Origin of the sequence: Lancefieldella sp. Marseille-Q7238 (assembly GCF_949152215.1) — a bacterium.
In the GTDB taxonomy this organism is placed as follows: Bacteria; Actinomycetota; Coriobacteriia; order Coriobacteriales; family Atopobiaceae; genus Lancefieldella.
Genome location: NZ_OX424407.1, coordinates 1,028,483 through 1,054,958 on the forward strand (window position 1 = coordinate 1,028,483; position 26,476 = coordinate 1,054,958).

At 45.5% G+C, this 26,476-nt stretch carries 25 protein-coding genes; 13 read left to right on the forward strand and 12 right to left on the reverse strand.

What is annotated here, in order from left to right:
* Positions 1-2: 2 nt before the first annotated feature.
* The 4 genes from QM016_RS04650 to QM016_RS04665 form a co-directional block, all read right to left on the reverse strand.
* A complete protein-coding gene (locus tag QM016_RS04650) occupies positions 3-1,364 on the reverse strand; it encodes a relaxase/mobilization nuclease domain-containing protein (protein ID WP_282709752.1) in 1,362 nt (453 codons plus the stop codon).
* A gap of 2 nt (positions 1,365-1,366) precedes the next feature.
* Positions 1,367-1,828 (reverse strand): hypothetical protein, encoded by a 462-nt coding sequence (locus QM016_RS04655; protein WP_282709750.1) that lies wholly within the window; start codon positions 1,826-1,828, stop codon positions 1,367-1,369.
* Between the two features lie 452 nt (positions 1,829-2,280).
* Positions 2,281-2,652 (reverse strand): hypothetical protein, encoded by a 372-nt coding sequence (locus tag QM016_RS04660; protein WP_282709749.1) that lies wholly within the window; start codon positions 2,650-2,652, stop codon positions 2,281-2,283.
* Between the two features lie 59 nt (positions 2,653-2,711).
* Positions 2,712-2,987: a hypothetical protein gene (locus QM016_RS04665; RefSeq protein ID WP_282709747.1), complete on the reverse strand. Its 276-nt coding sequence runs from the start codon at positions 2,985-2,987 to the stop codon at positions 2,712-2,714.
* A 60-nt stretch (positions 2,988-3,047) separates the two neighbouring features.
* On the opposite strand from QM016_RS04665, the gene QM016_RS04670 reads away from it, so the two are divergent.
* Both QM016_RS04670 and QM016_RS04675 read left to right on the forward strand, forming a co-directional pair.
* Positions 3,048-4,142 (forward strand): IS30 family transposase, encoded by a 1,095-nt coding sequence (locus QM016_RS04670; RefSeq protein ID WP_282709746.1) that lies wholly within the window; start codon positions 3,048-3,050, stop codon positions 4,140-4,142.
* Positions 4,143-4,313: 171 nt separating this feature from the next.
* Positions 4,314-4,820 (forward strand): bifunctional nuclease family protein, encoded by a 507-nt coding sequence (locus tag QM016_RS04675; RefSeq protein WP_282710491.1) that lies wholly within the window; start codon positions 4,314-4,316, stop codon positions 4,818-4,820.
* A gap of 225 nt (positions 4,821-5,045) precedes the next feature.
* On the opposite strand, the gene gyrA is transcribed toward QM016_RS04675, so the two are convergent.
* The 7 genes from gyrA to QM016_RS04710 form a co-directional block, all read right to left on the reverse strand.
* Positions 5,046-7,844 carry a DNA gyrase subunit A gene (gyrA, locus tag QM016_RS04680; RefSeq protein WP_282710493.1) on the reverse strand — a complete coding sequence of 933 codons (2,799 nt, stop codon included), beginning with the start codon at positions 7,842-7,844 and terminating at the stop codon, positions 5,046-5,048.
* A 60-nt stretch (positions 7,845-7,904) separates the two neighbouring features.
* Positions 7,905-9,845, reverse strand: coding sequence for a DNA topoisomerase (ATP-hydrolyzing) subunit B (gene gyrB, locus QM016_RS04685; RefSeq protein ID WP_016477667.1), 1,941 nt, complete (start codon positions 9,843-9,845; stop codon positions 7,905-7,907).
* 156 nt (positions 9,846-10,001) lie between these two features.
* Complete coding sequence (locus tag QM016_RS04690) at positions 10,002-10,568, reverse strand: hypothetical protein (RefSeq protein WP_282710494.1); 567 nt, start codon at positions 10,566-10,568, stop codon at positions 10,002-10,004.
* Positions 10,561-11,649 (reverse strand): DNA replication and repair protein RecF, encoded by a 1,089-nt coding sequence (recF, locus tag QM016_RS04695; protein ID WP_282710495.1) that lies wholly within the window; start codon positions 11,647-11,649, stop codon positions 10,561-10,563. Before recF ends, QM016_RS04690 begins: the two co-directional genes overlap by 8 nt.
* Before the next feature lie 9 nt (positions 11,650-11,658).
* Positions 11,659-12,759 carry a DNA polymerase III subunit beta gene (gene dnaN / locus QM016_RS04700; RefSeq protein WP_282710497.1) on the reverse strand — a complete coding sequence of 367 codons (1,101 nt, stop codon included), beginning with the start codon at positions 12,757-12,759 and terminating at the stop codon, positions 11,659-11,661.
* Positions 12,760-12,985: 226 nt separating this feature from the next.
* Complete coding sequence (locus QM016_RS04705; RefSeq protein ID WP_282710499.1) at positions 12,986-14,659, reverse strand: DnaA/Hda family protein; 1,674 nt, start codon at positions 14,657-14,659, stop codon at positions 12,986-12,988.
* A gap of 164 nt (positions 14,660-14,823) precedes the next feature.
* Positions 14,824-15,672, reverse strand: a complete 849-nt coding sequence (locus tag QM016_RS04710; RefSeq protein WP_349237894.1) for an ATP-binding protein — start codon at positions 15,670-15,672, stop codon at positions 14,824-14,826.
* 388 nt (positions 15,673-16,060) lie between these two features.
* On the opposite strand from QM016_RS04710, the gene rpmH reads away from it, so the two are divergent.
* The 9 genes from rpmH (at position 16,061) to QM016_RS04755 (ending at position 21,076) form a co-directional block, all read left to right on the forward strand.
* Positions 16,061-16,195 carry a 50S ribosomal protein L34 gene (gene rpmH, locus QM016_RS04715; RefSeq protein WP_003148884.1) on the forward strand — a complete coding sequence of 45 codons (135 nt, stop codon included), beginning with the start codon at positions 16,061-16,063 and terminating at the stop codon, positions 16,193-16,195.
* 11 nt (positions 16,196-16,206) lie between these two features.
* On the forward strand, positions 16,207-16,527 hold the full coding sequence (gene rnpA / locus QM016_RS04720; protein ID WP_016477661.1) for a ribonuclease P protein component: 321 nt from the start codon (positions 16,207-16,209) through the stop codon (positions 16,525-16,527).
* Positions 16,524-16,760: a membrane protein insertion efficiency factor YidD gene (gene yidD / locus QM016_RS04725; RefSeq protein WP_016477660.1), complete on the forward strand. Its 237-nt coding sequence runs from the start codon at positions 16,524-16,526 to the stop codon at positions 16,758-16,760. Before rnpA ends, yidD begins: the two co-directional genes overlap by 4 nt.
* Before the next feature lie 20 nt (positions 16,761-16,780).
* Positions 16,781-17,539, forward strand: a complete 759-nt coding sequence (locus QM016_RS04730) for a membrane protein insertase YidC (RefSeq protein WP_016477659.1) — start codon at positions 16,781-16,783, stop codon at positions 17,537-17,539.
* A 130-nt stretch (positions 17,540-17,669) separates the two neighbouring features.
* The gene (locus tag QM016_RS04735; protein WP_016477658.1) at positions 17,670-18,242 is read left to right on the forward strand and encodes a R3H domain-containing nucleic acid-binding protein; all 573 of its coding nucleotides are present in this window, start codon (positions 17,670-17,672) and stop codon (positions 18,240-18,242) included.
* A gap of 113 nt (positions 18,243-18,355) precedes the next feature.
* The gene (gene rsmG, locus QM016_RS04740) at positions 18,356-19,084 is read left to right on the forward strand and encodes a 16S rRNA (guanine(527)-N(7))-methyltransferase RsmG (protein ID WP_282710502.1); all 729 of its coding nucleotides are present in this window, start codon (positions 18,356-18,358) and stop codon (positions 19,082-19,084) included.
* A gap of 97 nt (positions 19,085-19,181) precedes the next feature.
* On the forward strand, positions 19,182-19,982 hold the full coding sequence (locus QM016_RS04745; RefSeq protein WP_282710503.1) for an AAA family ATPase: 801 nt from the start codon (positions 19,182-19,184) through the stop codon (positions 19,980-19,982).
* The gene (locus QM016_RS04750) at positions 19,975-20,832 is read left to right on the forward strand and encodes a ParB/RepB/Spo0J family partition protein (RefSeq protein WP_016477655.1); all 858 of its coding nucleotides are present in this window, start codon (positions 19,975-19,977) and stop codon (positions 20,830-20,832) included. The genes QM016_RS04745 and QM016_RS04750 overlap by 8 nt, the downstream gene beginning before the upstream one ends.
* Positions 20,825-21,076 carry a hypothetical protein gene (locus tag QM016_RS04755; RefSeq protein ID WP_232209531.1) on the forward strand — a complete coding sequence of 84 codons (252 nt, stop codon included), beginning with the start codon at positions 20,825-20,827 and terminating at the stop codon, positions 21,074-21,076. Before QM016_RS04750 ends, QM016_RS04755 begins: the two co-directional genes overlap by 8 nt.
* Before the next feature lie 74 nt (positions 21,077-21,150).
* On the opposite strand, the gene rlmN is transcribed toward QM016_RS04755, so the two are convergent.
* Positions 21,151-22,236, reverse strand: coding sequence for a 23S rRNA (adenine(2503)-C(2))-methyltransferase RlmN (gene rlmN, locus QM016_RS04760; protein ID WP_282710504.1), 1,086 nt, complete (start codon positions 22,234-22,236; stop codon positions 21,151-21,153).
* Positions 22,237-22,335: 99 nt separating this feature from the next.
* Between rlmN and QM016_RS04765 the strand changes: the two genes are divergently transcribed.
* Entirely contained in the window at positions 22,336-23,292 is a 957-nt protein-coding gene (locus QM016_RS04765; protein WP_016477652.1) for a D-alanine--D-alanine ligase, read from the forward strand.
* A 61-nt stretch (positions 23,293-23,353) separates the two neighbouring features.
* Entirely contained in the window at positions 23,354-26,461 is a 3,108-nt protein-coding gene (locus QM016_RS04770) for a helicase C-terminal domain-containing protein (RefSeq protein ID WP_282710505.1), read from the forward strand.
* The last annotated feature ends 15 nt before the right edge of the window (positions 26,462-26,476 follow it).

Below are 26,476 nucleotides of genomic sequence, written 5' to 3' on the forward strand. Positions count from 1 at the left end.
AGTTATCTTTGTCTCCTGTCCTTATCTTGTCTCGTATCCTTCTGAGCTACTTTTCTCTGTGTTTTTTGAGCATCATATGTGCTTTGTTTTTTTGATATTGATCTCAGGGTGATCTGCTTTTGTTTTCTTAGCTGAGGTTTACCTATATCTTCTTTTTTATAGGAACTTTCTGGTACTTCATCGCGAAGGTTAATCTTTTCTGCCACCTTCATTGCTCTGTCGACTCTTATATAATCCGAAGAACCCTGATTCAGACCTTTTAAAGCACTCTTATAATCACTTGTATGAACAATATTGAATTCTCTGTTAGTTTGCAGCATATCGGCAACATCCTTTAAGGTAGTTGTTCCATCACATGCAAGCCACCCGATTGTTCGCATCTTATCTATTGCAAAATACTCTAAAGAAACAAGAGTTATCGCTCGTCTTTCCTCAGAAACCCTTTTCTGGTCCTTTTCTTTAATCCGTTGAGAATCCGCTTCATTCAATCTCTCAATCACTACATTTCGGCTATATTGCTTTCCAAGAGTCATTCCTCCGGCACACCAGGTGTTATGAGTAATATGTGTGTAAAGATAGTCGCCCTTTTTTGTACGTCCAAGCTTTACTCCTAGCTCCCTAAGAGCATCCATAAACTCTCGTTCTGTGCATGAAAGCTCTCTTGCTATACGAATACGTGCTCTAAGGTCTTCTTTCCAAGACCAACCTCTATCTTTTAGTACGGCAAGCTCAGAGCGTGTGTAGTAATTATCCTGACGTGTCACACCTCTTTTATAAGTTTTAGTTCTTGATTCTTTTCTTTCAACGGAAAACCCTCGAAGAGCGCTTTTTTCTTCTGTTGTTTTTTCCCAGTCAAATGCTTTCCATCCACGCTTTTTTGCCATATCTTGAGCAAGTCTTGAAATATCACGGACTCTGGTAGGGGTAAGCCACGGTGCGAGCCTTCTACCACTATTTAGATTTGTATTATTAACGATAAGGTGAGCGTGCAAAATCCCTCTCTCACCGTTTTTTAAGCGCTCATTTGAGTCGTTGTGATAAATAATTGCAATTTGGTATCCGGGAAATGCTTTTGAAGCCCATTCTGTTGTATATGTTCTAAGTTCTTCAAGCGAAATATTATCTTTAGGATCTGGTGAAAGCACATAATGGTTATACGTTCTTACTTTGCCTCCATTAACAGAGCGATCATTGCCGTAAACTTCACGCGTCTCATCCATTTGTGCCGACCAGCTCATACCTGTGCGAGAATCGTTCTCCTCAAGCTCAAGAAAGTCACGAGCGAGTGCACGCCCATTTTTTTCTAAGTATTCTTGTACGAAACGACAGGAGGTATGCCCTGATATTGGTTTTACATAGGGCATAATTATTTTTGTCTCGAGTCAGGTAAATCAGCTTTCAAAAGTACTCTATCTTCAAGCTTTTCTACTATCTTTAAAAGCTCCTCCATACCCTCTTTGGCATTTTTTAAATACTGAAGCGCCTCTGCGGCATATCGAACAACTTCTTCCGCTCTTTTAGCATCTCTTGGAGGATTTCCATACCGCGCTCCAATAACGTTGAGTGCTCTAACTCCTTGATTGTAATTTGATCCCCAACGCCTCGATTCAATCAGAAGTTTTTTCCAGGTAGTCGAATCAATCACAATAGTCGCATCTTTGTCATCAGAAGTGCCTAATAAAGATATTGGCAGTTGCGCAAGAAATCTCATATAAGATGAAGCTGACATTCCATAGTCTGATGCCTTTATAATAATCGCTTCTTTTTCAGACGCAGTAAGACGGACATGTAGATTACTGTGCCTTACCGCTTTTTTCCTAGAGGTCATAGTTGGCCTTTCTCTTGATATCGGTTCGACTGATGTGGAGTTGTCAAACCTTGCTTTATTCGGTTTGATTGAAGCTTATCACAGCTTTAGGGGCGCGGGGCCTCCCCCGCAAAACAGAATGAGCCAAAAGGCGAAGAACTGTTTTCGACGAGATATTACGAGGAGGAAGGAAGTCGCTTTTAACTTCCTGGACAAGTGTACTTTGTATACACAAAACGAAGTTGTGTATACAAAGTACGATACTTGCTACTACATCCAAATTTGTATACACACTGATGTAGTGTAGCCCTATGATGTGTTTTCAACATCTTCTCTGATGATGCAGTCTGCATTTCTAAATCTTAAGTTTTCAATAGTCGTGTGCGTAGAGCCATCACACAAGCTCGTAGCACACGGTTCACTGTTGGAAACTTAAAACCTCATACTTTATCATTTTTGAATTTACTGTAAGCTCAATGTTTCCAGAATTGCCACCAAATGTGCTCTCTTTTTTGTATAGAATCTTCAATTGCCGGTTTATCCATAGCTTGTAATATCTGCGATGCCTTAAGACTATCCGTAACTTTGTCAGTAACCTCAAGAAGCTTGTTGGCTAGTTTCTCATTTTTCTCTTTTTCATCAAAATACAAAGCTTGCCAATCAACATCTTGATAACACTTCTGGGTTATATATGTATCTTTTTCTTGTATTTCATTTTGTATTGCATCATATCCTTTTTGTATTGCAAAACGTATTGCATCTGATTGAGTAATTTGTTGCGTTACTACAATCTCTTTCAACTGTTCAATACTTGTTTCTTCAAGTCTAAAAGTCTTAGATTTCATGTATTACTCCGTATTGCAGTTAAGACAATTCCTATGTTGTAATCCATTCATAAATGTGACTAAGACCAATTCGTTTTCTTGAACACACCTGATCGCCATTCCTGAAACATACTCACAAGAAACACAACTAAAGAAATCACAGTTATACAAAAAGCAAGAGTTACTGTTAGTTCTATTCCACCAATGCTTCCATCGGGCATTTTCCATGTTATGATCCCAAAACCGCTTTGTCTCTCTAGCTCCAAAAAGATAAAAAACGATGCTATCCCAAGTAAATAAAGAGCAAATGAAATAAAGATTCTAAGGTCTCTTTTAGGATTGCTGCTTTTAGACATAGTTTCTCCTTATTGCATACCATAAGTCTTTACTACCTTTCATTATATAAGGAGGATTGCATGACAAGAGCGGGTAAGTATCTTAATGAGCTTGAAAGATTCGTTATCGAAGTTGAATTAGCTGACGGTAATACTATTTCAGGAATAGCACGTAAACTCGGCCGCGCTCGTTGCACAATACAAAGAGAAATAGCACGCGGAAGCTGTGAGCAAATAGATAGCCGATTTCTCACAATAAATCTTGTTTATAAAGCCGACTATGCTCAAATGATGTCTATTCGAAGATCAAGTGCAAAAGGATGCGCTCTAAAAATAGGAAAAGATATGGCCTCTGCTCACCAACTCGAGACCTTAATCAAAAACAATCACTGGTCTCCAGCAGCTGCACTAGGCTACGCTAAAAGAAAGAAACTCATTTCGACAATAGTAAGCGTTCCAACACTATATTCCTATATTAAAAATGGCGTTCTCTCAATCAACGAAGATGATCTTCCGAGACGTGGATCACAGAAAAGACGAGCAGCGAGAAGATATAGACAGTCTCATCGCAACTTACGTGGCAAGTCTATTGAAGAGCGTCCGAAAAAGGTTCTTGATAGAAAGGAATGGGGACATTGGGAGGGAGATCTTATTGTTGGATCCTCCAACACAAAAGTTTCCTATCTAACCCTTCTTGAGCGTAAAACACGATATGTTATTGCTATGCGTGTTAACTCAAGAAAGAAATATGAGACTCCCCATTGCCTTGATGCACTTGAAAGGTATTTTGGAGAAACCTTTAGTAATGTATTCAAAACAATCACTTTTGATAATGGAAGTGAATTTTCCGACTGGGAAAGTATGGAAAGATCCTGTCTTAAAGATGAAAAGAGAACCCATATCTACTATGCTCATCCTTATTGCAGTTCAGAAAGAGGAAGTAACGAAAATTGTAACGGCCTTCTACGTAGAGCAGGCTTTAAAAAGAGTTCAAACCTTGGCTCTATAAAGCCAGAAGAAGCCGTAAAATTTATCTCGTGGGTTAATTCCCTACCAAGACGAATATTAGGCTTCCAAAGCGCTTTGGAAGCCTTTAGCGCAGATTATAGAAGTGTCTACGGCGTAACAAAAATATCATCTTTTCAAGAAGTTCCTCAATTGTATGCAACTGGGTAATGTGTTAACATTTTTGAAAATAAACTGCATCACTTCATTTTTAATTTTTCAATTTGTTTTAAGAATACCCAACAATGGGTACAACTATCCAGCAAACATGAGATGATAGTAACTCTTTTGAGGCACTTCTCGTCTCAGAACGCGCAGGACGTTTATACAGGGGTACCAGCAGTGTCATTGCGAAAGATGGATATCAAGTCAGTCGTCGTCGGTGGGGGTCCCATCGCGTCAATTATTGTGCTCGAACCTCAAGATGCGCTCCATAAATCCTCTTTGAGGCTTCCGATTCGCATTGGCCACATAGAAGCTATGGCTATCAGCCTTGGTGTTGACCAGACGCCGCAAGGCCGCCCTCTCACCCACGACCTCATGCGCTCCCTGCTTGACGCGCTCAACGCGGACCTTAAAAGCGTGCGGATTACTGGGGTTTCGGGCACCACCTTCTTTGCGCAGCTGGAAATCATCTCCGATGAGGGAAAGCACCACTATATCGATGCTCGCCCCTCTGACGCCGTTGCCCTTGCCGTCCGTACGGGATCTCCCATCTATGCTGATGAAATGGTTCTTGAAACCGCTGCAGCGCCCGATTTCGCCGATGTCGAGAAGGACGTCAAAAAGCAAGAGATGGCCGATTTCCACGAGTTTGTCGAGAGCCTTAATCCCGAGGATTTCTCGTAGAGATCTCACCCTCTCGTAGGTGCAGGATTCTTTTCCCTACCTTTTACCTACCTTCCCTATCTTTTGCCTTCACTTCTGCTGTCTCGCGATAGCAAAAGGCACCCGAAGATATGCCTTCGGATGCCTTGTTGGAGCTTATGGCCAAAAAGAACTTCGCGTTCCCTCACTGTCACAAAAACGCCTGCGCTCGCTTTACGAACAACGAACGCACCGTCTTCTTCCTCGCTACTCTTCGTCCTCGTCAATTAGAGCGTCATCGAACTCGTCTTCGCCGTCGCCAAGGTCAATAGTTTCAGTTTCGTCAGCGTCTTTCGCACCAGCCGCTGCCAAATCAAGCATGCCTTGACCCGCATCGTGCTTCGGCGCCTTCTTCTTATGGACAATCATGCGCGCGATAGCGGAAACATGATCGTCGACGCCGATGTTCATGACTTTGACTCCCTGCGTGGAGCGACCGAGCTTAGAGATGTCTACCGCCTTGACACGGATAACTACGCCCTCTTCCGACATAATCATAATCTCATGCTGCGGGCCAACCACACGACAGGCAACCAGCTTGCCCTTCTTCGCCGTTATGGAAATGGTAAAGACACCCTGGCCGCCGCGCTTGTGCTCAGGATATTCGGAAACGGCCGTGCGCTTGCCGTAGCCCTTCTCGGTAATGACAAAGAGGTCGCCGTTGCCGTTAGTAATCTCCATGCCGAGCATCGTCGCTTCGCCTTTGAGGGTAATACCGCGCACGCCCGAGGTGCCACGGCCCATAGCACGAGCCTGAGACTCATCAAAGAGGATCGCCTTACCATCGGAGGAGCACAGGATAACCTTGTCACCCGGATGGACACGGCGGACATTGACGAGCTCATCGCCCTGCTTGAGGTTAATGGCGATAATACCGTCGCGGCGCGTACGATCATACTCAGACATAGCGGTCTTTTTAACCATGCCCTGCTTAGTGGCGAACATCAGATAGTTGTCAGCCGGGAAATCGCGGGTCGTGATAACGGCTGCAACTTTTTCTCCTTCCGCCAGCGGAAGCACATTGACGATAGCACTGCCGCGCGCGGTACGGGATCCGATTGGCAGCTCGTGAACCTTCAGGCGGTACACCTTGCCGAAGTTAGTAAAGAACATGACGTAGTCATGGGTAGAAGCGACAAAGAGATCCTCGACAAAATCATTGTCTTTGAGCGAAAGTCCCTGAACACCCTTGCCGCCACGCTTTTGAGAGCGATAAGTTGCCACCGGCAAACGCTTCACATAGCCGGCGTGGGTAACCGTAACCACCATATCTTCTTCGGCAATAAGGTCTTCAACATCCAGATTCTGTACGCCCTGCGCGGAAATCGCGGTGCGGCGCTTATTGGAGAAGCGATTGGAAATGTCTCGAAGCTCATCAGCGATAACCGCTAAGATCTTTTCCTCATGGGCAAGAAGATCCTCATAGTAGGCAATGTCCTCACGCAGCTGAGAAATCTCATCAACAAGATCTTGGCGTGCAAGACCGGTGAGGCGACGCAGACGCATCTGAAGAATGGCCTCACCTTGAATGTCATCAAGGTCAAAGCGCTCATGCATGCGCTTTTTCGCCTCGGCGTCATCTTGGGAGCTTCGAATGATGTGGACAATCTCATCGATATTATCGACAGCGGTCAGCAGGCCTTCCAAGATGTGAACACGCTTGAGCGCTTTGTCCAGATCAAACTCGGTGCGCCGGCGCACTACATCAATCTGGTGGTCGATGTAGCACCGAAGAATCTCTCGTAGCGAAAGCGTGCGAGGAACACCATCGACCAGCGCCAAATCAATAATGCCGAAGTTGGCCTGAAGCTGCGTGCGCTTGTAGAGGTTGTTGAGAACAACCTGAGGAATGGCTCCCTGCTTAAGGTCGATGACAATGCGCATTCCCTTGCGGTTGGACTCATCACGCATATCGGAAATGCCTTCGATCTTCTTTTCGTTGACCGCTTGCGCGATTTTCTCCTGAAGAAGGCCTTTGTTGACCTGATAGGGAATCTCCGTGACCACCAACCGCTGGCGACCGTTTTTAACCTGCTCAACGTGAACCTTTGAACGCACGGTAATGGAACCGCGGCCAGTTTCATAGGCGTCTTTGATACCGTCGGTGCCCATGATGATGCCGCCCGTTGGAAAGTCGGGGCCGGGAAGAACGCTCATGAGCTCTTCGGTGGTGACATCGGGGTTGTCAATCATCATGCAGACGGCGTCGGTAACCTCACCTAGATTGTGAGGAGGAATGTTAGTGGCCATACCAACGGCGATGCCTGATGAGCCGTTTACCAAAAGGTTTGGGAAACGAGCCGGAAGAACGACAGGTTCTGTCAGAGCCTCATCGTAGTTTGGCTGCATATCCACGGTGTTTTTATTGAGATCGGCCAGCATCTCCATAGCAGAGCGGGTCAGGCGAGCCTCGGTATAACGCATAGCCGCAGGAGGATCGCCATCGATGGAGCCGAAGTTACCGTGACCATCGATGAGCGGCAGGCGCATCGAGAAGTCCTGTGACATGCGGACCATTGAGTCGTAAATGGCGGAGTCACCATGCGGGTGATATTTACCCATGACTTCACCGACAGCCCAGGCGGATTTTTTGTGCGGCTTGTTAGGCGTGATGCCCGCCTCGTTCATAGCATAGAGAATACGGCGGTGCACCGGCTTCAGTCCGTCGCGCACGTCAGGAAGGGCGCGCGTCACGATAACGGACATCGAATATTCCAAAAACGATGTACGCATTTCGTCAGCCATATCGGTCGGCTTAAGCGTGCCGCCATGAATGTCGGACAGATCAAGGCGCGTGCCTGCTTCGTCCGTAATAGTATGCGACACCGTAGCGCCGGCAAGACTTACACCGGTCTCAGCGTCAAACTCATCCTCGCCGGAAGCGTCAAGCTCATCGTCATTGTCGCCATGCTCGTCATATTCATCTTTGAACTCGTTCTGGGCGTCGAAGTCTCTATCCTCTTCATTGTCCAGAAAATCATCATGCGTATGTGTATCGTCTGCCACTATCTACCCTTTCATGAACCTCAACGTATCTTTCGCGTTCCCTATTAGCAGTGAGAAGGACTAAATGTCGAGGAAGCGGACGTCTTTTGCGTGGGTTTGAATGAAGTCCTTGCGCTTCTCCACCTGATTGCCCATAAGATCGGCGACCGCGCGGTCAGCGGCCATGGCGTCATCAATGGTAACTTTTAAGAGAATGCGATTTTTTGGCTCCATCGTAGTTGACCAGAGCTGCTCCGGATCCATTTCTCCCAGGCCTTTATAGCGCTGCACGGTATATTTTGAACTATCCTCAAACTGCTTTGCCTCGACAGCAAGCTCCTCATCGGTATAGATGTATTTACCGTGCTTTTTGCCTTTAGCCTTGATTTGATAGAGCGGGGGTTGCGCCACATAGATATAGCCGGCGTCGATCATAGGCTTCATGTACCGATAGAAGAACGTCAGAAGCAGAATACGGATGTGTGAGCCGTCAACATCAGCATCGGTCATGATGACAATCTTATGATAGCGAGCTTTCTCAAGACTGAACTCCTCACCTACGCCCGTACCAATCGCGGTAATAAGTGAGGTAATGGTATCGGAAGAAAGAGCACGGTGAGCTTGGACGCGTTCAACGTTTAGAATCTTTCCGCGCAGAGGAAGCACCGCTTGAATGGAACGGTCACGCGCCATCTTAGCGGATCCGCCTGCGGAATCTCCCTCGACAATAAAAAGTTCCGTCATTTCAGGATCTTTTACCGAGCAGTCTGCAAGCTTTCCTGGAAGCGACGCCGATTCAAGCAGACCTTTGCGCCGTGTCGCTTCGCGAGCTTTACGAGCAGCAAGGCGCCCCTTCGCCGCTTGAGTTGCCTTTTTGAGAATTTCTTTCGCTTGATTGGGATGCTCTTCAAGATATTCCGCAAGGCCGTGCGATACGATCTTATTGGTGAGCGTACGCATATAGGAGCTGCCAAGCTTTGCCTTGGTTTGACCCTCAAATTGCGGATCAGGAAGTTTGACCGAGATAACCGCCGTCAGTCCTTCGCGAATATCATCACCGGTCAACTTGGGATCTTTCTCTTTTATGATTCCTTGGCGCGTCCCATAGTCGTTGATTGCCTTGGTGAGTGCCGTACGGAATCCCTCAAGATGCATGCCGCCTTCCTCGGTATAAATGTCGTTGGCAAACGAGAGAGTACGGTCATTAAACTCGGTGTTCCACTGCATAGCAACTTCAACTTCACCCATTTTCGCAACGGGCGTATCGGGCTCGGTAGAACCTTCGATGTAGATTGGCTTAGAAAGACCGGGCAGGACGGTTTTCTCGTCATTGAGGTACTTAACGAAGTCAATAATACCGCCGGCATACTGATACTCGACGACACGAGGAGTAAGCTCACGCTCATCAATAAGGGTGATTTTGAGGTTTTTATTGAGAAACGCGGTTTCTTGCAGGCGGTCACGCAGCGTATCAAAGTTATACGTCGTTGTCTCAAAGATGGTATCGTCAGGCCAGAAGGTAATGGTAGTTCCGCATGTCTTCGTTTTGCCTATCTCTTTCATCTTTTGAGTAGTTTTACCGCGCTTAAACTCCATTTGATAAATCTTGCCATCGCGCTTAACTTCAGCAACCATGCGTTTTGAAAGCGCGTTGACGACAGAAACACCTACGCCGTGCAGACCTCCTGAAACTTTATACGCGCTGTTATCAAACTTTCCGCCTGCATGCAAGATGGTAAGAACAACCTCAAGCGTTGGCATTTTTTTCTTTGGGTGCATATCAACGGGAATGCCGCGACCATTATCTTCAACTGAAACGGAGTTATCGGCGTGCACGGTTACTTTGATTTTTGTACAAAACCCGGCAAGAGCCTCATCGACTGAGTTATCAACAATCTCCCAAACCAAATGGTGAAGGCCTGCTGAGGAAGTAGTACCGATATACATGCCAGGGCGCTTACGAACCGGCTCAAGTCCTTCAAGAACGGTAATAGAATCGTGATCGTATGTTTCTTTTGCCACCCGCTATCCTCTCTCTTGGTGAATAAAAATCCTTTCTAGTTTACTGCTTTTTTTATAAAACACCTTCGGCCTTACGAAAAATCTACTGATTTATCATTTTGAAATAGCTATAAACGCACTCTGAACGGATTTGTAGGGTAGTTTTGTTTTTTACGTCTACTTATCCTCTTTACGAAGAAATGATGCGAGAATCGCCTTATATCCTGTTTCACGCAAAGCTTCGGGGAGTGTTTTTACGATTGAAGCGATTTGTTCTTTTTCCTTAAGAGTAAGGCTTTCTTCGCTTCTGACATGATAACTCTTTTTTTGCCTTTTTTGTATGTAGCTATCCTGTTGTATCTGCTTCTTTTTATATTTTGAGAGCTTAAAATCGATACTTGAGAACTCCATACCAACGGTAGCCAGCCGTTGTACATACACGTCTCGCTGCGCCATTAAATCAATACGCAGGGCATTAGAATCAACGTAGATAACTAGTTTAGGAGCTTGTTTAAACTTTGCTTTTCCAACAAACGCTCCTACGGTGTGATTCCTTTCGTTTTCTCCAATAACTTTTTGCCAAGCGAGAAGAGCCGTGTGGTTTTCACTCGCTGTATCAAAGGCGCGTGTCGTTTTAAAGTAAGACGAAAGAATCTCATCAAGGGGCTTTTCACCTCCCCTTTCTTCTTGAGATACAGACCATCCACCATTGGAGAAAGCTTTGGAAAAATAGCGTCTAATCATCAAAGCTCACCACCTGCGCTGCGTCTAAAATATCCTGTGAAAAGTAACCGAGATTTGTGGTGGTGATAACGGTTTGAATGTCTGTAAGAGCAAACTTCATGATTGCTTCTCGGCGCGAGGCATCGAGCTCTGACATAACATCATCAAGCAACAAAAGGGGTTTTGTCCCAAGAATCTCTTCCGCGACGAGTACTTCCGCCATTTTTAGGGCAAGTACAACCGAGCGCTGTTGCCCTTGTGAGCCGAAGGCGCGCGCGTCCTTTCCTTCAATCATAAAAACGCAATCATCTCTATGCGGACCGACAGTCGTTTGCTGACGGCGGATGTCAATGTCGCGCGCGCGTTGTAGCGCTGTTAAAAAAAGACCTGTTAGCTCCTCTTTCGTTTGCGTCGGAGAAACATCTCCTAGCGTTGACACATATGAAAGGGAGAGGTTTTCTCCACCACTTATCTGCCTATAAATATCAGCCGTTTTTGTTTCGAGGCGTTTGAAAAGCTGTAGGCGGGCGCGTAGCAACGTAGCCCCTCCAAGCGCAACTGAACTATCCCACGCGTCAAGAAGAGCGTGATTTATTATTGCTTCTTTTAAAAGGCGGTTCCTCTGCTCAATACTTTTCGTATAAGAAGCAAGTACTTTCGCATACGTTTTGTTTGCCTGGCGGCCGAACCCATCAAACTCTTCTCGCCTTTGAGAAGCACTTCGTTTAATTAACGCTAAGTCATCAGGAGTAAAAAGGATTGACATGAGCGTACCGGAAACCTCCGATGCACGACATTTCTTTCTGTTTTTTTCAAACTGCCGCTTAAGCGGAGTAATTGTACAGGCGATGTCAATAAAACGACCATCTCCTGTAAAAACCGCCTTCACTTTTCCTTGCTCTTTTCCTTCATGAATGAGTTGCGAAGGTGTCGGCTTTCGAAACGAATATCCCGTAGTAACCATTTGAAGTGATTCAACAACATTGGTCTTTCCTGCAGCGTTTTTACCCACGAGAATAGTCGCAGCTTCTGAAAACGTAATAGCAAGTTCACAAAAGCTGCGAAAATTAACAAGAGAAAGCTGTTGAACGGTCAGACTCACGGCACATTCTTACAATCGAATAGGAATAAGCAGATAAAGATAGTTAATTTTTCCAGTTGCCTTAAAAACAGCCGGTTGAGTTTCACTGAGAAGCTCAAGTCTCACCGTATCTTGATCAGAGAGAGCATTGAGGCAATCAAAGACATAGTGATAGTTAAAGGCGACCGCAAGAGAGGTTCCTTCAACATCAGCTTTTATCGTTTCAGAAGCATCTCCTTGGTCGGGAGAAAATGCCGAAAAGCGAACTTGTCCATTATCAGCGTCAATATCAAAGCGCACCGCAGGATTTTGCATAGCCACAACAGATACGCGTTTAATAGCCGCAGAGGTCTCAGGGACCATAAGATTTAAAGCCGCATTGCATGTTTGAGGAAGTAGCTTTTTATAGTCAGGATAGTTTCCCTCAATTTTTCGTGAGATGTGCGTAGTATTTCCAAAAGAGAAGACAACTTGATTGTCGGTTGTTCCAATTAAAATCTTCTCTGTCATAGTCCTCATAGACAAAACATCATGCAGCGCTTCACCTGAAACTATAGCCTCAAATTTTTCTCCTGCAGGAGTATCGGTATTTGCATCACACACAGCAAGGCGATACGAATCGGTCGCTACCAAACGAATCGTATTCTCTTCAGCGGAAAGATGAATTCCTTGCAGAATAGGGCGAGAAACATCATGAGAAACTACTCTATATACTTTACCCACCATAGTGGCGAGAAGAGCACTTGGAAGCTCTACTGTTTTTTCAGGAATAAGCTCTGGAAAAGAAGGCCAATCTTGTACGGGAAGTATATTGAGATGATAGGTTGATCTCTGACACATTAGTTTTATTCCCCTTTCCTCATCCTGAAGAGTAATAGCGGCGTCAGGAAGGTTCTTTACAATGTTTTGAAGAACCTTTGAAGATACGACAGTTTCTCCTTCTTCTATCACATTTGCAGGGAGCTTATGGCGAATGGAAACATTTAAGTCGTTTGATTGAATCTCAAGTGTTCCTTCACTGGCTTTAAGATATATACCAAAAAGAATTGGAAGTGCTGGATTTGATCCTATTCCTTTTAAAACAATGTCAAGAGCTGTCTGTAGCGCTGATTGGTTTACGGTAAAGTTCATAACATTCCTTTCTTTATATTAAAGTATAAGAAAAAGAACAGCAGTAGTAATAAGCTCTGTTAAAAAGAAGAAAAACCTCTTCCCTTACAGGTAGATAGGGTCTTTTTTATGTAAGGAGAGACATCTTTTTTCTTCCTTTCTCGCGCTTTAAACTACCCGCTTTATAGTTTGACAGTAATAGATCACTATTTTCAACAGTTGTCACCAAGTTACGAACAGGTTTTCATCATTGTTCCGCTTTTCCGCTTGTAATGTCTTGCTGAAGGTGAAAAACACGGTCATACAGCTGCTTATTATCTTTTTGCCACTCATCAACGACCTTAATACTATGTTTGATTGTTGCGTGAGATCTTCCACCAAAGTGCTTACCAATGTCTCCTAACGTTAAGTCACAGAGGTTTCTAGAAAGCCAGATTGCAATATGGCGCGCTTCGGCTATTTCTTGACTTCTCTTTTGCCCGACTAAATCGTCATGGCTGACTGCATAGCGAGAAGAGATAACCTGTTGAATTTTAGCGACGGTAATAGTTTTTGTCTCTTTTGGCCATACCGTGGCTGCTATTTTATCGATATCCTGGTGTGATATGCTTAACCCTTTCGCTTCATACCTCGTTTGTTCTCCAACGCAACGATTACAAAATCCTTCAATAACTCGAATGCTTTGACCGCTTTTTTCGGCCATATAGTGAATAGTTTCTTCGGAGAGCGTTCCACCGAGATAGGTAAGACCTTCTTGGATAGCTTCTGTATGAATACGGTCGCAAAAGGTCGTAATAAGATTGACTTTCATCTCATAACTCGGCTGCTCAATCCCTATAACTACTCCTGCGCTTACCCGAGAAGTAATGCGTTCATCAAACCCCTCTGCTCCAAGGCCGAGTTCTAACGGAGTTCGATCAGCTGCAAGGACAATCTGTTTTCCATCTGTTCTCAGTGAATTAAAGGTATCAAAAAAGAAACTTAGTGTACCTGCCTTTCCGGCAAGTTTTTGTACATCGTCAATAATAAGAACATCGATATCTCTATATGCTTCAGTAAGAATTTGAGGTGCTCCATCTGCTTTGTTACGCATAGCATGAGTGTAATCATCAATGAAAGCCGTTGCGTTTTTATACACACAAAGACGGGATGGGTCATTTTCAAGAATATAGTTTTGGATAGATCGAAGAAGGTGTGTTTTTCCAAGTCCGCTGTTGCCGTAAATAAAAAGAGGATTGCCCTTTCCCTTTTCATCATTTGCGACTCGAAGAGCCTGTTCAAAGGCAAAATCATTTTCTTCGCCGACAACAAAGCGATCAAATGTCAATTTTGACGTTTCAACAGTAGTTTTTGTTTCGACAAGAGGGTTGCTGTTTCTCCGGTCAAGGATGGTTCTTTTATTAGAATCACTACTCAAACTACGCGGCTCTTCTCGCCTTGGTTTTATTGTTTCATTTGATTGTGTTTGAGAGTTCCACTTGTCAAGTTCTTGAGATGAAAAGACAGAGGAGAATGGATTAAATGAAGCTTCTTTCCTATCCTCGGCAGGGTGAGATTGGTTTTGAGAAACCTTTTCTTCTTTACTGTAAAAAGCGCCGGTGTCAGATTCTTGAGAGGGTTCTTGTAAAGAAGAGGCCGCCTGAAAATCAGTTTGTTGTCCTTGTTTAGTAAAGGTAATAGTGAGCGTCATATCCTTAAAAGCGGCTTGAGAGAGATAGTGTTCTACCACGCTTTTGTTGTTTACGATGTTGGTATATGCGCCGCGGAGGCTTGTCGTAACATAAAGAGTTGAATCATCAAGCGTACACGGAGTGCACGTCTTAAGCATAGCAATGAACTGTTCCTGTTGATGGTCCTGAATAAGGAGATCAATGGTATCCTGCCACAGAGCAGTTATGTCTGATTCAAGCGAAATGTTCATGCACACACCAAACGTCGAATGGTGAAAAGGGCTATCCAGTATAGTTGATTGTTGAAAACTTCGGTATGGATTTCTTAAAATGTTGAAAACTTCACGATATAAAAACTCTACGCGAAAGTATGTGGCTGTTATGCTCTGTATAAGCAGGTAAAGAGTGAGTTAGGTTAATTCAGGAACGAAAGACCAGCCTGGGTAAGTTTGTATTTTTGAGTTACCTTTCTGATTACCCCTAACTGCTCAAGACTTCTCAGCTCCCGAGACCAGGTTGGATGTGAAAGACCATAGCTGACGACAAGCTCTGTGGGGCCAACCAGTTCGTGCTCAGAAAGATATTCAAGAACCTTTTGTCCGCGTTGAGAGATTTTTATCTCAAAAACAGGAGCGGGAGCTAACTGAAGTGGTAATTCTTGGTTTTTAAGAGAAATGTCTTGTGTGTTGGATTCCTGCGCGCTAGAAGATAGCGGTTTTAGAGGTTCCGTTTCCTTTTCAGAGGTTGGATGTGTTTGATTGTGAGCATCAGCGGAGTGGCGTGTAGAAATGGTAACAACAGTGCCGCCCGAAATGTTATCTTCAATAGTAAGACTGCCTCCTTTATCCACCATATATTGCTGTGCATAAGGAAGCCCGGAACCAACACCGCGAATATAGTGTTTCATCTCTTCAGTGGCGCTTGAAGTTCCATATTGGAGGGCTAATTCCTTTTCTTTGATGCCAGGGCCTCTGTCGGAAAACCGGATAGTATTTCCGTGATCAAGAATAGTGATTGTTGGAGAGGCAAAATGAGCGTGGATAAAGTTCTCAACGATTTCTCGCATAACCATGAAAGGGATTTGTCCGCCCTGCTCATGAGAGAGAGTATTGACCGCCTGTATGATCTCTTCAAGATATGAGCGCACATCAGTGGGAGCAATAACTACAACGCGCGGCGCTGCAGCAACATCATCATAAATAGCAATACGCGTTTCATACCGCACGCGAAGACCGTCTTCAGTTGTCTTGCTTGTAGAAGACACATTTTCTGCTGAGTCTTCCACAAAAGGATAAAAGTCGCGGGTCACCACTAGTCCTTTTCAACAAGTTTTCAACAAATTGATGAAAACTTTTCATAACATTTCAGAACGAAAGAACGTTTTCAACAAATTGTAAACATCATGTTGAAAATAGATAATCACTCTGAAATTTCACGAAATAATAGTAGCATTTTAATAAAAGCACCTGAAATAAGAAATATATCATTCATGTAAAAAATGATATGTGAAAAGAATCAGCGTAGCTATGTTTTTCACAGGTCGCACAAGAATCTGATTATTTATCTGCAATTCCATTGACATTTACAGGAAGAGACACGTACAATTTGAAGGCTTTTTACTCGATGTCGTACCCGTCTGGGAGGAAATAGTTATGAAGCGTACCTATCAGCCAAACAAGCGCAAGCGCGCTACAACCCATGGTTTCCGTGCACGTATGGCTACTAAGAACGGCCGTGCAGTTCTCGCTCGCCGCCGCCTTAAAGGCCGCAAGCGCCTTACTGTTTAAGGATACGTTCTGTGAAGACCATTAAGTCTCCCCGTGAGTTCGAAAGGGTCTTCTCCTGCGGAAAGAGGGCTAATGCTTCTCTTCTCCGCATCCGAGTAGCGGTTGATGAAGGCGCAGGTGCAGGAGTTGCTTTTGTTGCACCAAAAAGATTAGGTAATGCCGTATTTAGAAACAGGTGTAAGCGAGTACTGAGAGAGGCCGCGCGCATAAGCGGTTTACCTGTATGTGGATACGGCGTTATTCTTTTTGCAACGTCTCAAACATATGACGCTTCTCCTCAAGAAGTATCATATGAATTACAGAAACTACTCAGGAAAACAGGCATCCAATGAGCGCGCTAAGAACACCATCTTTTCTCGCTCGCTTTGTTTTGAAGGCGATTCGCTTTTATCAGCGAAACATCTCTCCTTTGTTTCGTCCGCACTGTATTTATAGACCTACCTGTTCTGAGTATGCGGTTCAGGCTATACAAAAGTATGGTGTTGGAAAGGGATGTTTACTTGCCGGTAAACGAATTTTGAGGTGCCATCCTTTTCATGTTGGAGGCTATGATCCCGTTCCATAAAGGGACGGACCGGAGGAACTATGTGGGATTGGATTATTAATCTACTTACGTCGATTTTGTCGGGTATTTACGGCTTTTGTGGTGACTGGGGCCTTGCCGTTATTATTCTGACATTCATTATTCGTTTGCTTCTTGTACCGCTTACTAACAAGCAGACCGCGTCAATGGCGCGCATGCAGGTGGTGCAGCCTAAACTCAAAGAGATTCAAGAGCGCTATGCTGATGATCCCATGAAGCAGCAGGAAGAAATGCGTAAGCTCTATGCTGAGATTAAGTTCAATCCTATAGGGGGATGTCTTCCAATTTTCCTGCAGATGCCTATCTTCTTTGCTCTCTTTACCGTTGCAAGAAATGTCCCCAAAGACGCTCACTTCTATGGAATTCTTTCATCAATCGCTTCTTCTCCTTCAGAGGTTTTTGCCTCTTCAGGGCTTACCGCTGCTATCCCCTATCTTATTTTTGTGATTCTTTTTGGTGTTTTGACATTTGTTCCCCTGATGATGAACGCAAACAATAGCGCTGCTGACCAAAAACGACAGCAAATGATTATGGGAGGCATGATGTCTCTTGTGATGCTTTGGTTTGGTTGGACAGTACCCGCTGCGGTTCTTTTGTATTACGTTACATCGTCGCTTTGGCAGGTAATACAGCAAAAACTTATTACGAACCGAATCCTTGAGTCTGAAAAAGCAAAGGCTGCGGCACAAATGGAAAACAAACCTGTTGAAGTTGATGTTGTACGCAAAGAGAAGAAGCCTCGGCAACATAAAAAAGGATGAGATAGAAAATAGTTTATAGCAAGAACAGGGTTTTCTCTTTATTGATTACAACAAAGCGACTACAAGTAATTTCTTAAAATACTAATTAAGTATTTTATGTTGAATGGAGGTTGACGTGGAGGAATTGACTATGAATGAGAAGGAGAATTCTCAGGAAGCATCCTCTGCAGTTGATTTAGCGGATGAGTTTGCGGAGATTCGCGCTCACTACGAGGAAGGCCTGGAGCTTTCTTCTCTAGAGATGGATAAGATTGCTGATTTGGCTGTATCTTACCTTAAGCAACTTCTAGGGTTTTTTGGCGAGACGAACTGCGCGATTGATGAATATGACGGAGATGAAGGAGAGCTGATTCTCGATATAACCGATGGTGATCTTGCAATTCTTATAGGGCGCCACGGTAATACGCTTGAGTCATTACAGATGGTCCTCTCTTCTCTCATGAGCGCAACACTTCGTTTTCATTATCCGATACTTGTTGATGTTGAATCATATAAGAGTCGTCGCCGCGCAAAGATTCAAAATATGGCTCGATCCGCTGCTGAACGTGTGAGGAAGAACGGCGGGCGTATTGCTCTTGTTCCAATGAACGGCTACGAGCGTCGTCTTGTACATATAGCACTTAGAGAGGCTACGGATGTTACTACGCACTCAGAAGGAGAAGATCCTTACCGGCGCGTGGTTATTACTGCCGTGCATGAGTAATAGCTGTTAAAATTTATGGTAAAAAGAAAAAAGGGGAAGAGAGATCTTCCCCTTTTTGTCAAAAGATTGTGGAGCAGAAAGTTTTGTCAATCTGAGTATCAAGGAGCGACGTAATGTTTGGGAATGAGGATGAAAAAGCATTAGAAGAAATGCTTTTGGCATATGGAATAGAAACAACACACGAACAGCGCGCCTGTCTCCTAAAATACCTTGAGCTGCTTCTTGAGAAGAATAAAGTCCTTAACCTTACCAGTATTACTGATCCTGCTGAAGCTTTAATCCTTCATATTGTTGACTCCTTAGTGGTGTCGTTATATATGAAGGAAGGAAAGACATTCTGTGACATTGGCACAGGAGGAGGAACCCCTGGTATTCCCCTTGGGTGTGTAACAGGATTTGATGGGGTACTTATTGATTCTGTAAGAAAGAAAGTTACTGCAGTCAATGAGTTTATAGAACAACTTGGTCTGCAGAAACACCTTGTGGGAAAACATATGAGGGCTGAAGAAATCACCCCCGAGATGAAAAGAGTATTCGACTTTGTTGTTTCTAGAGCAGTTGGAAAAACAAACATTATTATTGAATATGCAGAGCCGTTTTTAACTCTTGGAGGATGTCTTTTAGTGCAAAAGGCAAACCTTGAGAAAGTAGAGCTGCAAGAGGCATCTCAGGCAGCAGCTCTTTGCGGATTTGAGAATGTTTCACGTGAAACATTTGAACTGCCCCAAGGATTAGGACATCGAGAAATACTTATATATAGAAAAGTTAAACAAGCACAGATAAAACTTCCTAGGAAGAACGGACAAGCGAAGCGTGAACCCCTAGGTCATATAAAGGAGTAGCCTCCGGGATTCTTTAAAATTGACAAATACCGAATGTTTCACGTGAAACATTCGGTATTATTCTTATAGAGAAACACCTGAGGTAGACGGAGGGTATATGAACTATACGGATCAGAAACGCTCTTATCCTGATAAGGATAGTAAAGTTATTGCCATAATCAACCAAAAAGGCGGAGTTGGAAAGTCAACGACAGCCATCAATCTGTCTGCAGCCTTAGGTGAAGCAAAGAAGAAAACGCTACTTATTGATTTTGATCCACAAGGAAATTCAACAAGTGGCTATGGAATCGAAAAAGATGAGCTTGAGTATGATATCTATGATGGAATTCTCAACGAGACTCCAATAGATTCCCTCATTCACTCGACTCCAGAAGACCGTGTTTATGTTATACCAGCTACGATTCAGCTTGCAGGAGCAGAAATCGAACTTGTCAATGAAGAAGACCGAGAGCATATTCTTAAAAAAGCAATTGAGCCGATAAAGAACGATTTTGATTACATCTTTATCGACTGTCCTCCCTCCCTTGGACTCCTTACGATTAATGCTTTGGTTGCCGCTGACAGCTTGTTAGTGCCTATTCAGTGTGAATATTATGCTCTTGAAGGAGTGTCAAAATTACTTGAATCTATGGAGATGGTAAAAAACAGTCTTAACCCCGGTCTTGAAGTGTTTGGCGTTGTAATGACGATGTTTGATAGTCGTACTACCCTCTCAAAACAGGTTGTGGAGGAAGTATCAACCTATTTTGGTGACAAAATGTTCAAAACAGTAATTCCAAGAAACATTAAAATTGCGGAGGCGCCAAGCCATGGGCTCCCGATTACGATGTATGCTCGTATCAGCAAAGGCGCTCTTGCCTATACAAAACTCTCAAAGGAAGTGACGCGTCGTGGCTAAAAAAAGCGGATTAGGAAAAGGACTTAGCTCGCTGATAACTGAGGCGAATGCAGAGACTGGCAGACCTAAAAAAACAGAGACACTTGCGCTTTCAAAACTTAAACCGAATAAGAATCAACCCCGTAAACAGTTTAATGAAACAGAACTCAGCGAGTTGGCGGATTCGATTAGACAGAATGGTATTTTACAGCCACTTCTTGTGCGCAAAAAGGGAGAGGCTTATGAAATTGTTGCTGGAGAACGTAGATACCAAGCCGCAAAACAAGCAGGACTTAAAGAAATTCCTGTGATTATACGAGAAATTTCTGATGAAGAGGTCTTTAAGCTTGCCCTTATCGAAAATTTACAGAGGTCAAATTTGACTCCTATCGAGGAAGCGAGAGGCTATCAAGAGCTTATAAAAAAGGACGGCCTGACACAAGAACAGCTTTCAAAAATTATTTCAAAATCACGATCTGCAATTACCAATACATTGCGCCTTCTCGATCTTCCTGACGAAATTCAGGAGTATATGGTATTAGGAACGTTGTCCGCAGGACATGCTCGAGCAATTCTCGCTGTTGTCGGCGAAGAGGGGCGTCTCAAGCTTGCTCAAAAAGTTATTAGTGAGAATCTCTCGGTTCGTCAGACAGAGAATCTCGCTCCACTTTTTTCTGGCGCAGAAGCAGTAAAACAGAAGCGCTTACCTACGCCACAGTCATATAAGCGTGCCGCTCGGCAATTGCGCATGGCGCTGGATACTACCGTGAAGGTAAGAAATGTGCGCGGGAAGAATAAGATAGAGATTGAGTTTGCGGATGATGATGAACTCGCAAAGCTTGTTGAACTCCTTACGAGTATCCATGAGTAGCATGAGAATAAAAATGAAACTCCTTTTAGCATCAGGAGCAGCAGGGGGCATAGCGATTGGCGCAATCTATTGTCTTCTTACCGAGGACGCAAGACGAAAAGTGCTTAAGGCGGGGAGAAGAACCATCTCCTCAGCTAAGCGCGCCCTTTCCTCGATTGATACAAAATTTATAGAGGGGGAGCAAGGAGATATAAAATTCCACAAACGACAAATTGATAAACAATGGTCTGAACTGGGATATTAGAACTAATGTTCTAATCGAGAAAGAAAAAAGAGGCTCTTGGGACCTCTTTTTCTGTATCCAGGAGAGAAAAAATTCTATTGTTGGCGAAGCTTTTGGCTCAGTTGCCCGCATGCCGCATCGATGTCCGCACCGCGAGAGAGTCTGATTGTTGCCTCGACACCGACTTCTCCAAGTTTATTAACAAACTGCTGAGCACGCGCAGGTGAGGATGGATGAAATCTGGAACCTGGAACCTCGTTCAGCTGGATAAGATTAACATGAGCTAGCGTTCCGCAACAAAAATCACGGAGAGCTCCCAGTTCGCTGTCGGAATCGTTTACACCGCCGATAAGAGCGTATTCATACGTTGGCCGTCGTCCCGTTTTATCGACATATTCGCCCATAACATCATAGAGATGTAAAAGGGAATACTTGCGCACACCCGGCATGAGAACATCGCGAGTTTTTTGTACGGCCGAATGGAGAGAAATCGCAAGGGTAAATTGTTCCGGTTCGTTAGAAAAGCGCTTAATCATAGGGATAACACCACATGTAGAGACGGTTAGGTGGCGAGCTCCTATGCCAAGTCCGTCAGGGGAGTTAAGACGACGCAGGACGCTGAGCGTATTGTCATAGTTCATAAATGGTTCGCCTTGACCCATAAGCACAACGCTGGAAACACGCGTCTCAAAGTCGTTTCGCACATGAATAACTTGCTCGTAGATTTCAGAAGCGGTGAGGGAGCGTGCAAGGCCGGCTGCTCCGGTTGCACAGAAGGAGCAGCCCATAGCGCAGCCCGCCTGCGTAGAAGCGCAGACGGCGAGCTTTGCGCCTGAAGGCATACCAACACATTCAACGGTGGTGTTGTCCGGATAGCGAAGCAAATATTTACGGCTTCCGTCCTGCGAGAGCTGTCGAGCAATTTGCTGCGGTCCTTGAAGTACAGTTCTTTTATTCAGCGATTCTCGGAGCGATTTTGGGAGATTACTCATGTCCTCGAACGAGACAGCTCCCTTAGACCAGATCCACTCTTCGATTTGTTGTACGCGAAATTTTGGTTGATGAAGCTGATCCATAAGCTCAAGAAGCTCATTATGCGAGAAAGACCTCAGGTCGCGTCTGGAAGATGAGGCGCTATTCGATGACGTTTGATTATTGCTGCTATTGGTATCCGGGTACATTTTTATCCTTGTCCGTATTCTCAGGAGACTCTCGCGGTATCCTTTTGAGAGAAATCTTTTGGTGAGCCTATTCTAACAGCTGTACTTAAAGGAGCAGAAATGACACGCGACGAACTCAAAAAGCTTTCAGTCATTGTTGTGGCGGGAGGCTGGTCCGATGAGCATGAGATATCTTTGCAGTCAGGAGGAGAAGTTACAAAAGCGCTTAAAGAGGCTGGGTTTGAAAGCGTTGAACTTCTCGACATCTCCTCTGAAGGCGCAGTGGCAAAACTTGCGGAAGGCTCCTATGACGTCGCTTTTGTCGCCATGCACGGACGTTATGGTGAAGACGGCTGTATTCAGGGGCTTCTTGAGATATTACACATTCCATACACGTTTTCAGGCGTGCTTGCTTCCGCAATGGGCACGGAAAAAGAGATATCGAAGCTCATGTATGAGCGCGCAAACATTCCCATGCCGCGCGGGATTGACGTTGCTGCCGAAACTAGGCTTACCGAGAAGGAAGTTGACCAGATTATCAAAGACTTTAGTCTTCCTCTGTTTGTAAAACCTGCTGCAAACGGCTCAAGCTTTGGCGTTACGCGCGTGACAAACCGACAGCAACTGGCTCAGGCCGTCGCAGATGCTGGCGTACAGGGAGACCGCGTTCTCATCGAAGAATGTATCACTGGCACTGAGATTACCGTGCCGGTTGTCGGAAATGATGATCCTCAGGCGCTGCCAATCGTTGAAATTGTCTTTGATGACGAGTTTTATAGTATTGAGGTCAAAGCCGAACCTGCGGCGCTCCATCACATTACTCCCGCAAGACTTGACGCTGACGTGTACGCTCGGGCTCAGGATCTTGCCGTCCGCGCGCACAAAGCCCTTGGTTGCCGAGGTGCTTCTCGGAGTGACTTTATCGTTACGAAAGACGGCACTCCCGTGATTCTTGAGACTAATATGATTCCAGGCATGACGGAGCGCTCCCTCATTCCCGATTCCGCTCGTACGGCGGGGATACCTTTTTCCGAACTCTGCACCCGCTTTATCGAACTCGCTCTTCGCGGGCAATAAGCCTGTTCACGGCAGAGGCGCGCAAGCAGGTTTGTAAGGATTGTGTAGCGAGAAGGACGGTATGTCAGAGGCGCCATCAGAGCAAATAAACGCTCAAGAAAAACTGCAGAAGCTTCTTCTTCCGGATACGCCCGAGGCTGTTCAGACCTCGTACCTTGCCCTGGAAGAGCAGGCGAAACATGCTGATTTTGACTTGCTTGAACAAGACATAGTGGTGCTTGATACCGAAACTACGGGACTCTCTTTTAAAACCTGCGCTTTGATTGAGATTTCAGCAGCAAAGATTTCCGGCAGAAAAGTACTTGAGCGCTTTGAGACATTTGTCGACCCGAAGATGCCTGTTCCCGCTGAGATTACGCGACTCACACATATTGATGACAGTGATGTTCAGGGCGCCCCGAGCCCCCAGGAGGCGGTCGCTGCGCTTGCGGACTTTGTAGGCGGTTTGCCCGTACTTGCTCATAACGCCACATTTGACCGTACCTTTATTGAAAGAGTGCCCGGCGGGCGTGAGGTTTCCGACACATGGATTGATACACTCTCGCTTTCGCGTATAGCGCTTCCGCGGTTAGCGTCGCATAAACTCTCAAGGATGGCCGAGGCGTTTGGCGCCCTGCCTGTTACGCATCGCGCAAGTGATGACGTGGATGCGCTCATCGGAATGTGGCGCATTATCCTTTTGGGACTATGCAATCTTCCACAGGGTCTTCTCGAGATGTTTGCCGCGATGCATGACGATGTTGATTGGGTATACCGGCCAATCTTTTCACACATCGCCACCCTACAGCAACGAATGAATCAAAATCCAGGCCAGAATCAGGCTTGCAACCTGGACCAGGATTACAGCCTGGACCAGGGTCACAATACTGATCTTGATTTGCAGGCGCATGAATTGGCCGCCGATGAAGCGTCGACTCTTGCGGAAAGCACCGCGCAGACGTCTCCGCAGCCGTTTTCGATGAAAAGCGTTCGCGCGGCGCTTGTGGCTGAGGGAAGAGGAAAGCCTCGAATTGACATTGAGGAGAAAGACGCTCCCGCCGTAGCTCCCTCTGCTCAAGAGATTGAGCAGGCTTTTAGCGCGCACGGAATGATTTCCCAGATGTATGAAAAGTATGAGATTCGTCCGGAACAAGTCGCCCTGTCGCTTGAAGTGCGAAAAGCGCTTGCGACATCGTCTCACCGTGCTATTGAAGCAGGTACGGGCGTTGGAAAATCGATCGCCTATCTGCTTCCTGAGGTGCTGTTTGCGAAAAAGAACAAGGTTACTGTTGGCATTGCGACAAAAACAAATGCCCTGACAGATCAGCTTATGTCACAAGAGCTCCCAAAACTCAGCCAGGCAATTTCCGGAGGCATTACATTTACAAGCCTCAAAGGATATGAGCACTATCCCTGTCTTCACAGGATGGATAGGGCTGTTGTGGAAGATTTGCCACTTGGCCTTTTTAAGAAGGAGAGCCGCTCCAAAAATTCTATTGCCGAAGATATGCTTACCGCGCTGGCGGTGTCGTATGCGTTTTCATGCCAGTCGGTTGATGGGGACTTGGATGCGCTTGGAATCCGTTGGCGCTATGTGCCCAGGCAATTTGTCACAACGACTTCGCGAGAATGTCTCCGCAGCCAGTGCCCTTATTTTCCACACGAATGTCTTGTGCACGGCGCGCGCAGGCGCGCCGCGGAGTCGGATGTCGTGGTCACAAACCACTCGCTTTTACTCAGAAATGTTGCCCTGGGAGGAAAGATTTTGCCTCCTATCAGGCATTGGGTAATAGATGAGGCACATAGTTTTGATGCTGATGCTCGGCGTCAGTGGGCAGTTGAGCTGCAAGGAGATAAGATAAGCGCCGGTTTTGAAGTTCTCGGTTCAACACGCACGGGAGTGCTGTCGTCAATCATTAACGCTTCGGCAAAGCTCGAAGGCGCGTCGCTGCTTGAGCGTATGCTACTGAAAGTTGCAAGCACAACGAACCGCGCCATGGTTGTCAGCGCGGACTTTTTTGCGACTGTGCATGACCTTGTTTCGCTTGCAAAAAATGATGGCGGCTATAACGCCATAGCACTTTGGATTAGTGATGAAGTCAGAAAGAGTGATGTTTGGCAAGAAGTCGCCGAGGCAGGACAGCATTGCGCCGAAGTGCTTGAGCCAGCGATAAAAGCGATTACTGAGACAGAAGAAGCGCTCAAGCCGGTTGACGCCAGGCTTGCAAGCAACCTTGGCGAGTCAACAGCATTTCTTTTTGAATACTATGAAGGAATTCGTCTTATCTGTTCGGGCAGGGATGATAGCTACGTTTATTCAGCGCAGCTCTCTCGGGCAAAATCTGGTACCGGACAGGAAATGCTTCTCGCTGAGAAAATCGATATAGGAAAGGAGCTTGCGCGCAACTGGCTTCCCGATATGCATTCCGTCGTATTTACATCGGCGACCATTGCTGTTTCTCATAGCTTTGATTATTTTGCCGCCGCGGTTGGCCTTGATTGTGGGAAGTTCTCCTATCAAAGCAAGCAGCTTGATTCGAGCTTTGACTTCGAAACTAACATGGCCGTTATCGTTCCCGAAGATATGCCCGTGCCAAATGACCCCACATACCTGCAAAAGCTTGAGGACCTGCTTTTTGATGTTCATGTCAGTATGGGAGGTTCTGTCCTTACGCTTTTCACTAATCGGCGAGATATGGAATGTCTCTATAGAAAGCTTGAGGCGCGTCTTTCGAAGCAGGGATTGCGGCTTACATGTCAGGAACGCTCCACCTCACCTCACCGTCTTCGCAAGCAGTTTTTAGCCGACACCGCGCTATCGCTCTTTGCGCTTAAGTCGTTTTGGGAAGGCTTTGACGCGTCCGGCGATACACTTCGATGCGTGGTTATTCCTCGTCTTCCCTTTGCCAGTCCCTATGATCCTCTTGCGAAGGAACGGGAGCGCCGCGAAGAAAAGGCCTGGTGGCGCTATTCGCTCCCGGAGGCTGTCATTGCTACCAAGCAGGCTGCGGGAAGGCTTATTCGAAGCGGCTCCGACAAGGGGATCCTGGTTCTGGCCGATTCCCGCGTTATCTCCAAGCGCTATGGGAAACAGTTTTTATCTTCTCTTCCAAAACAGCAGGCAAACGTCCTTATGCTCCATGAAGTCGAGGCCTTTATACAGAGCTGGCGAGAAGAACATGACGCTTAAAGGCGGCTTGGTAAT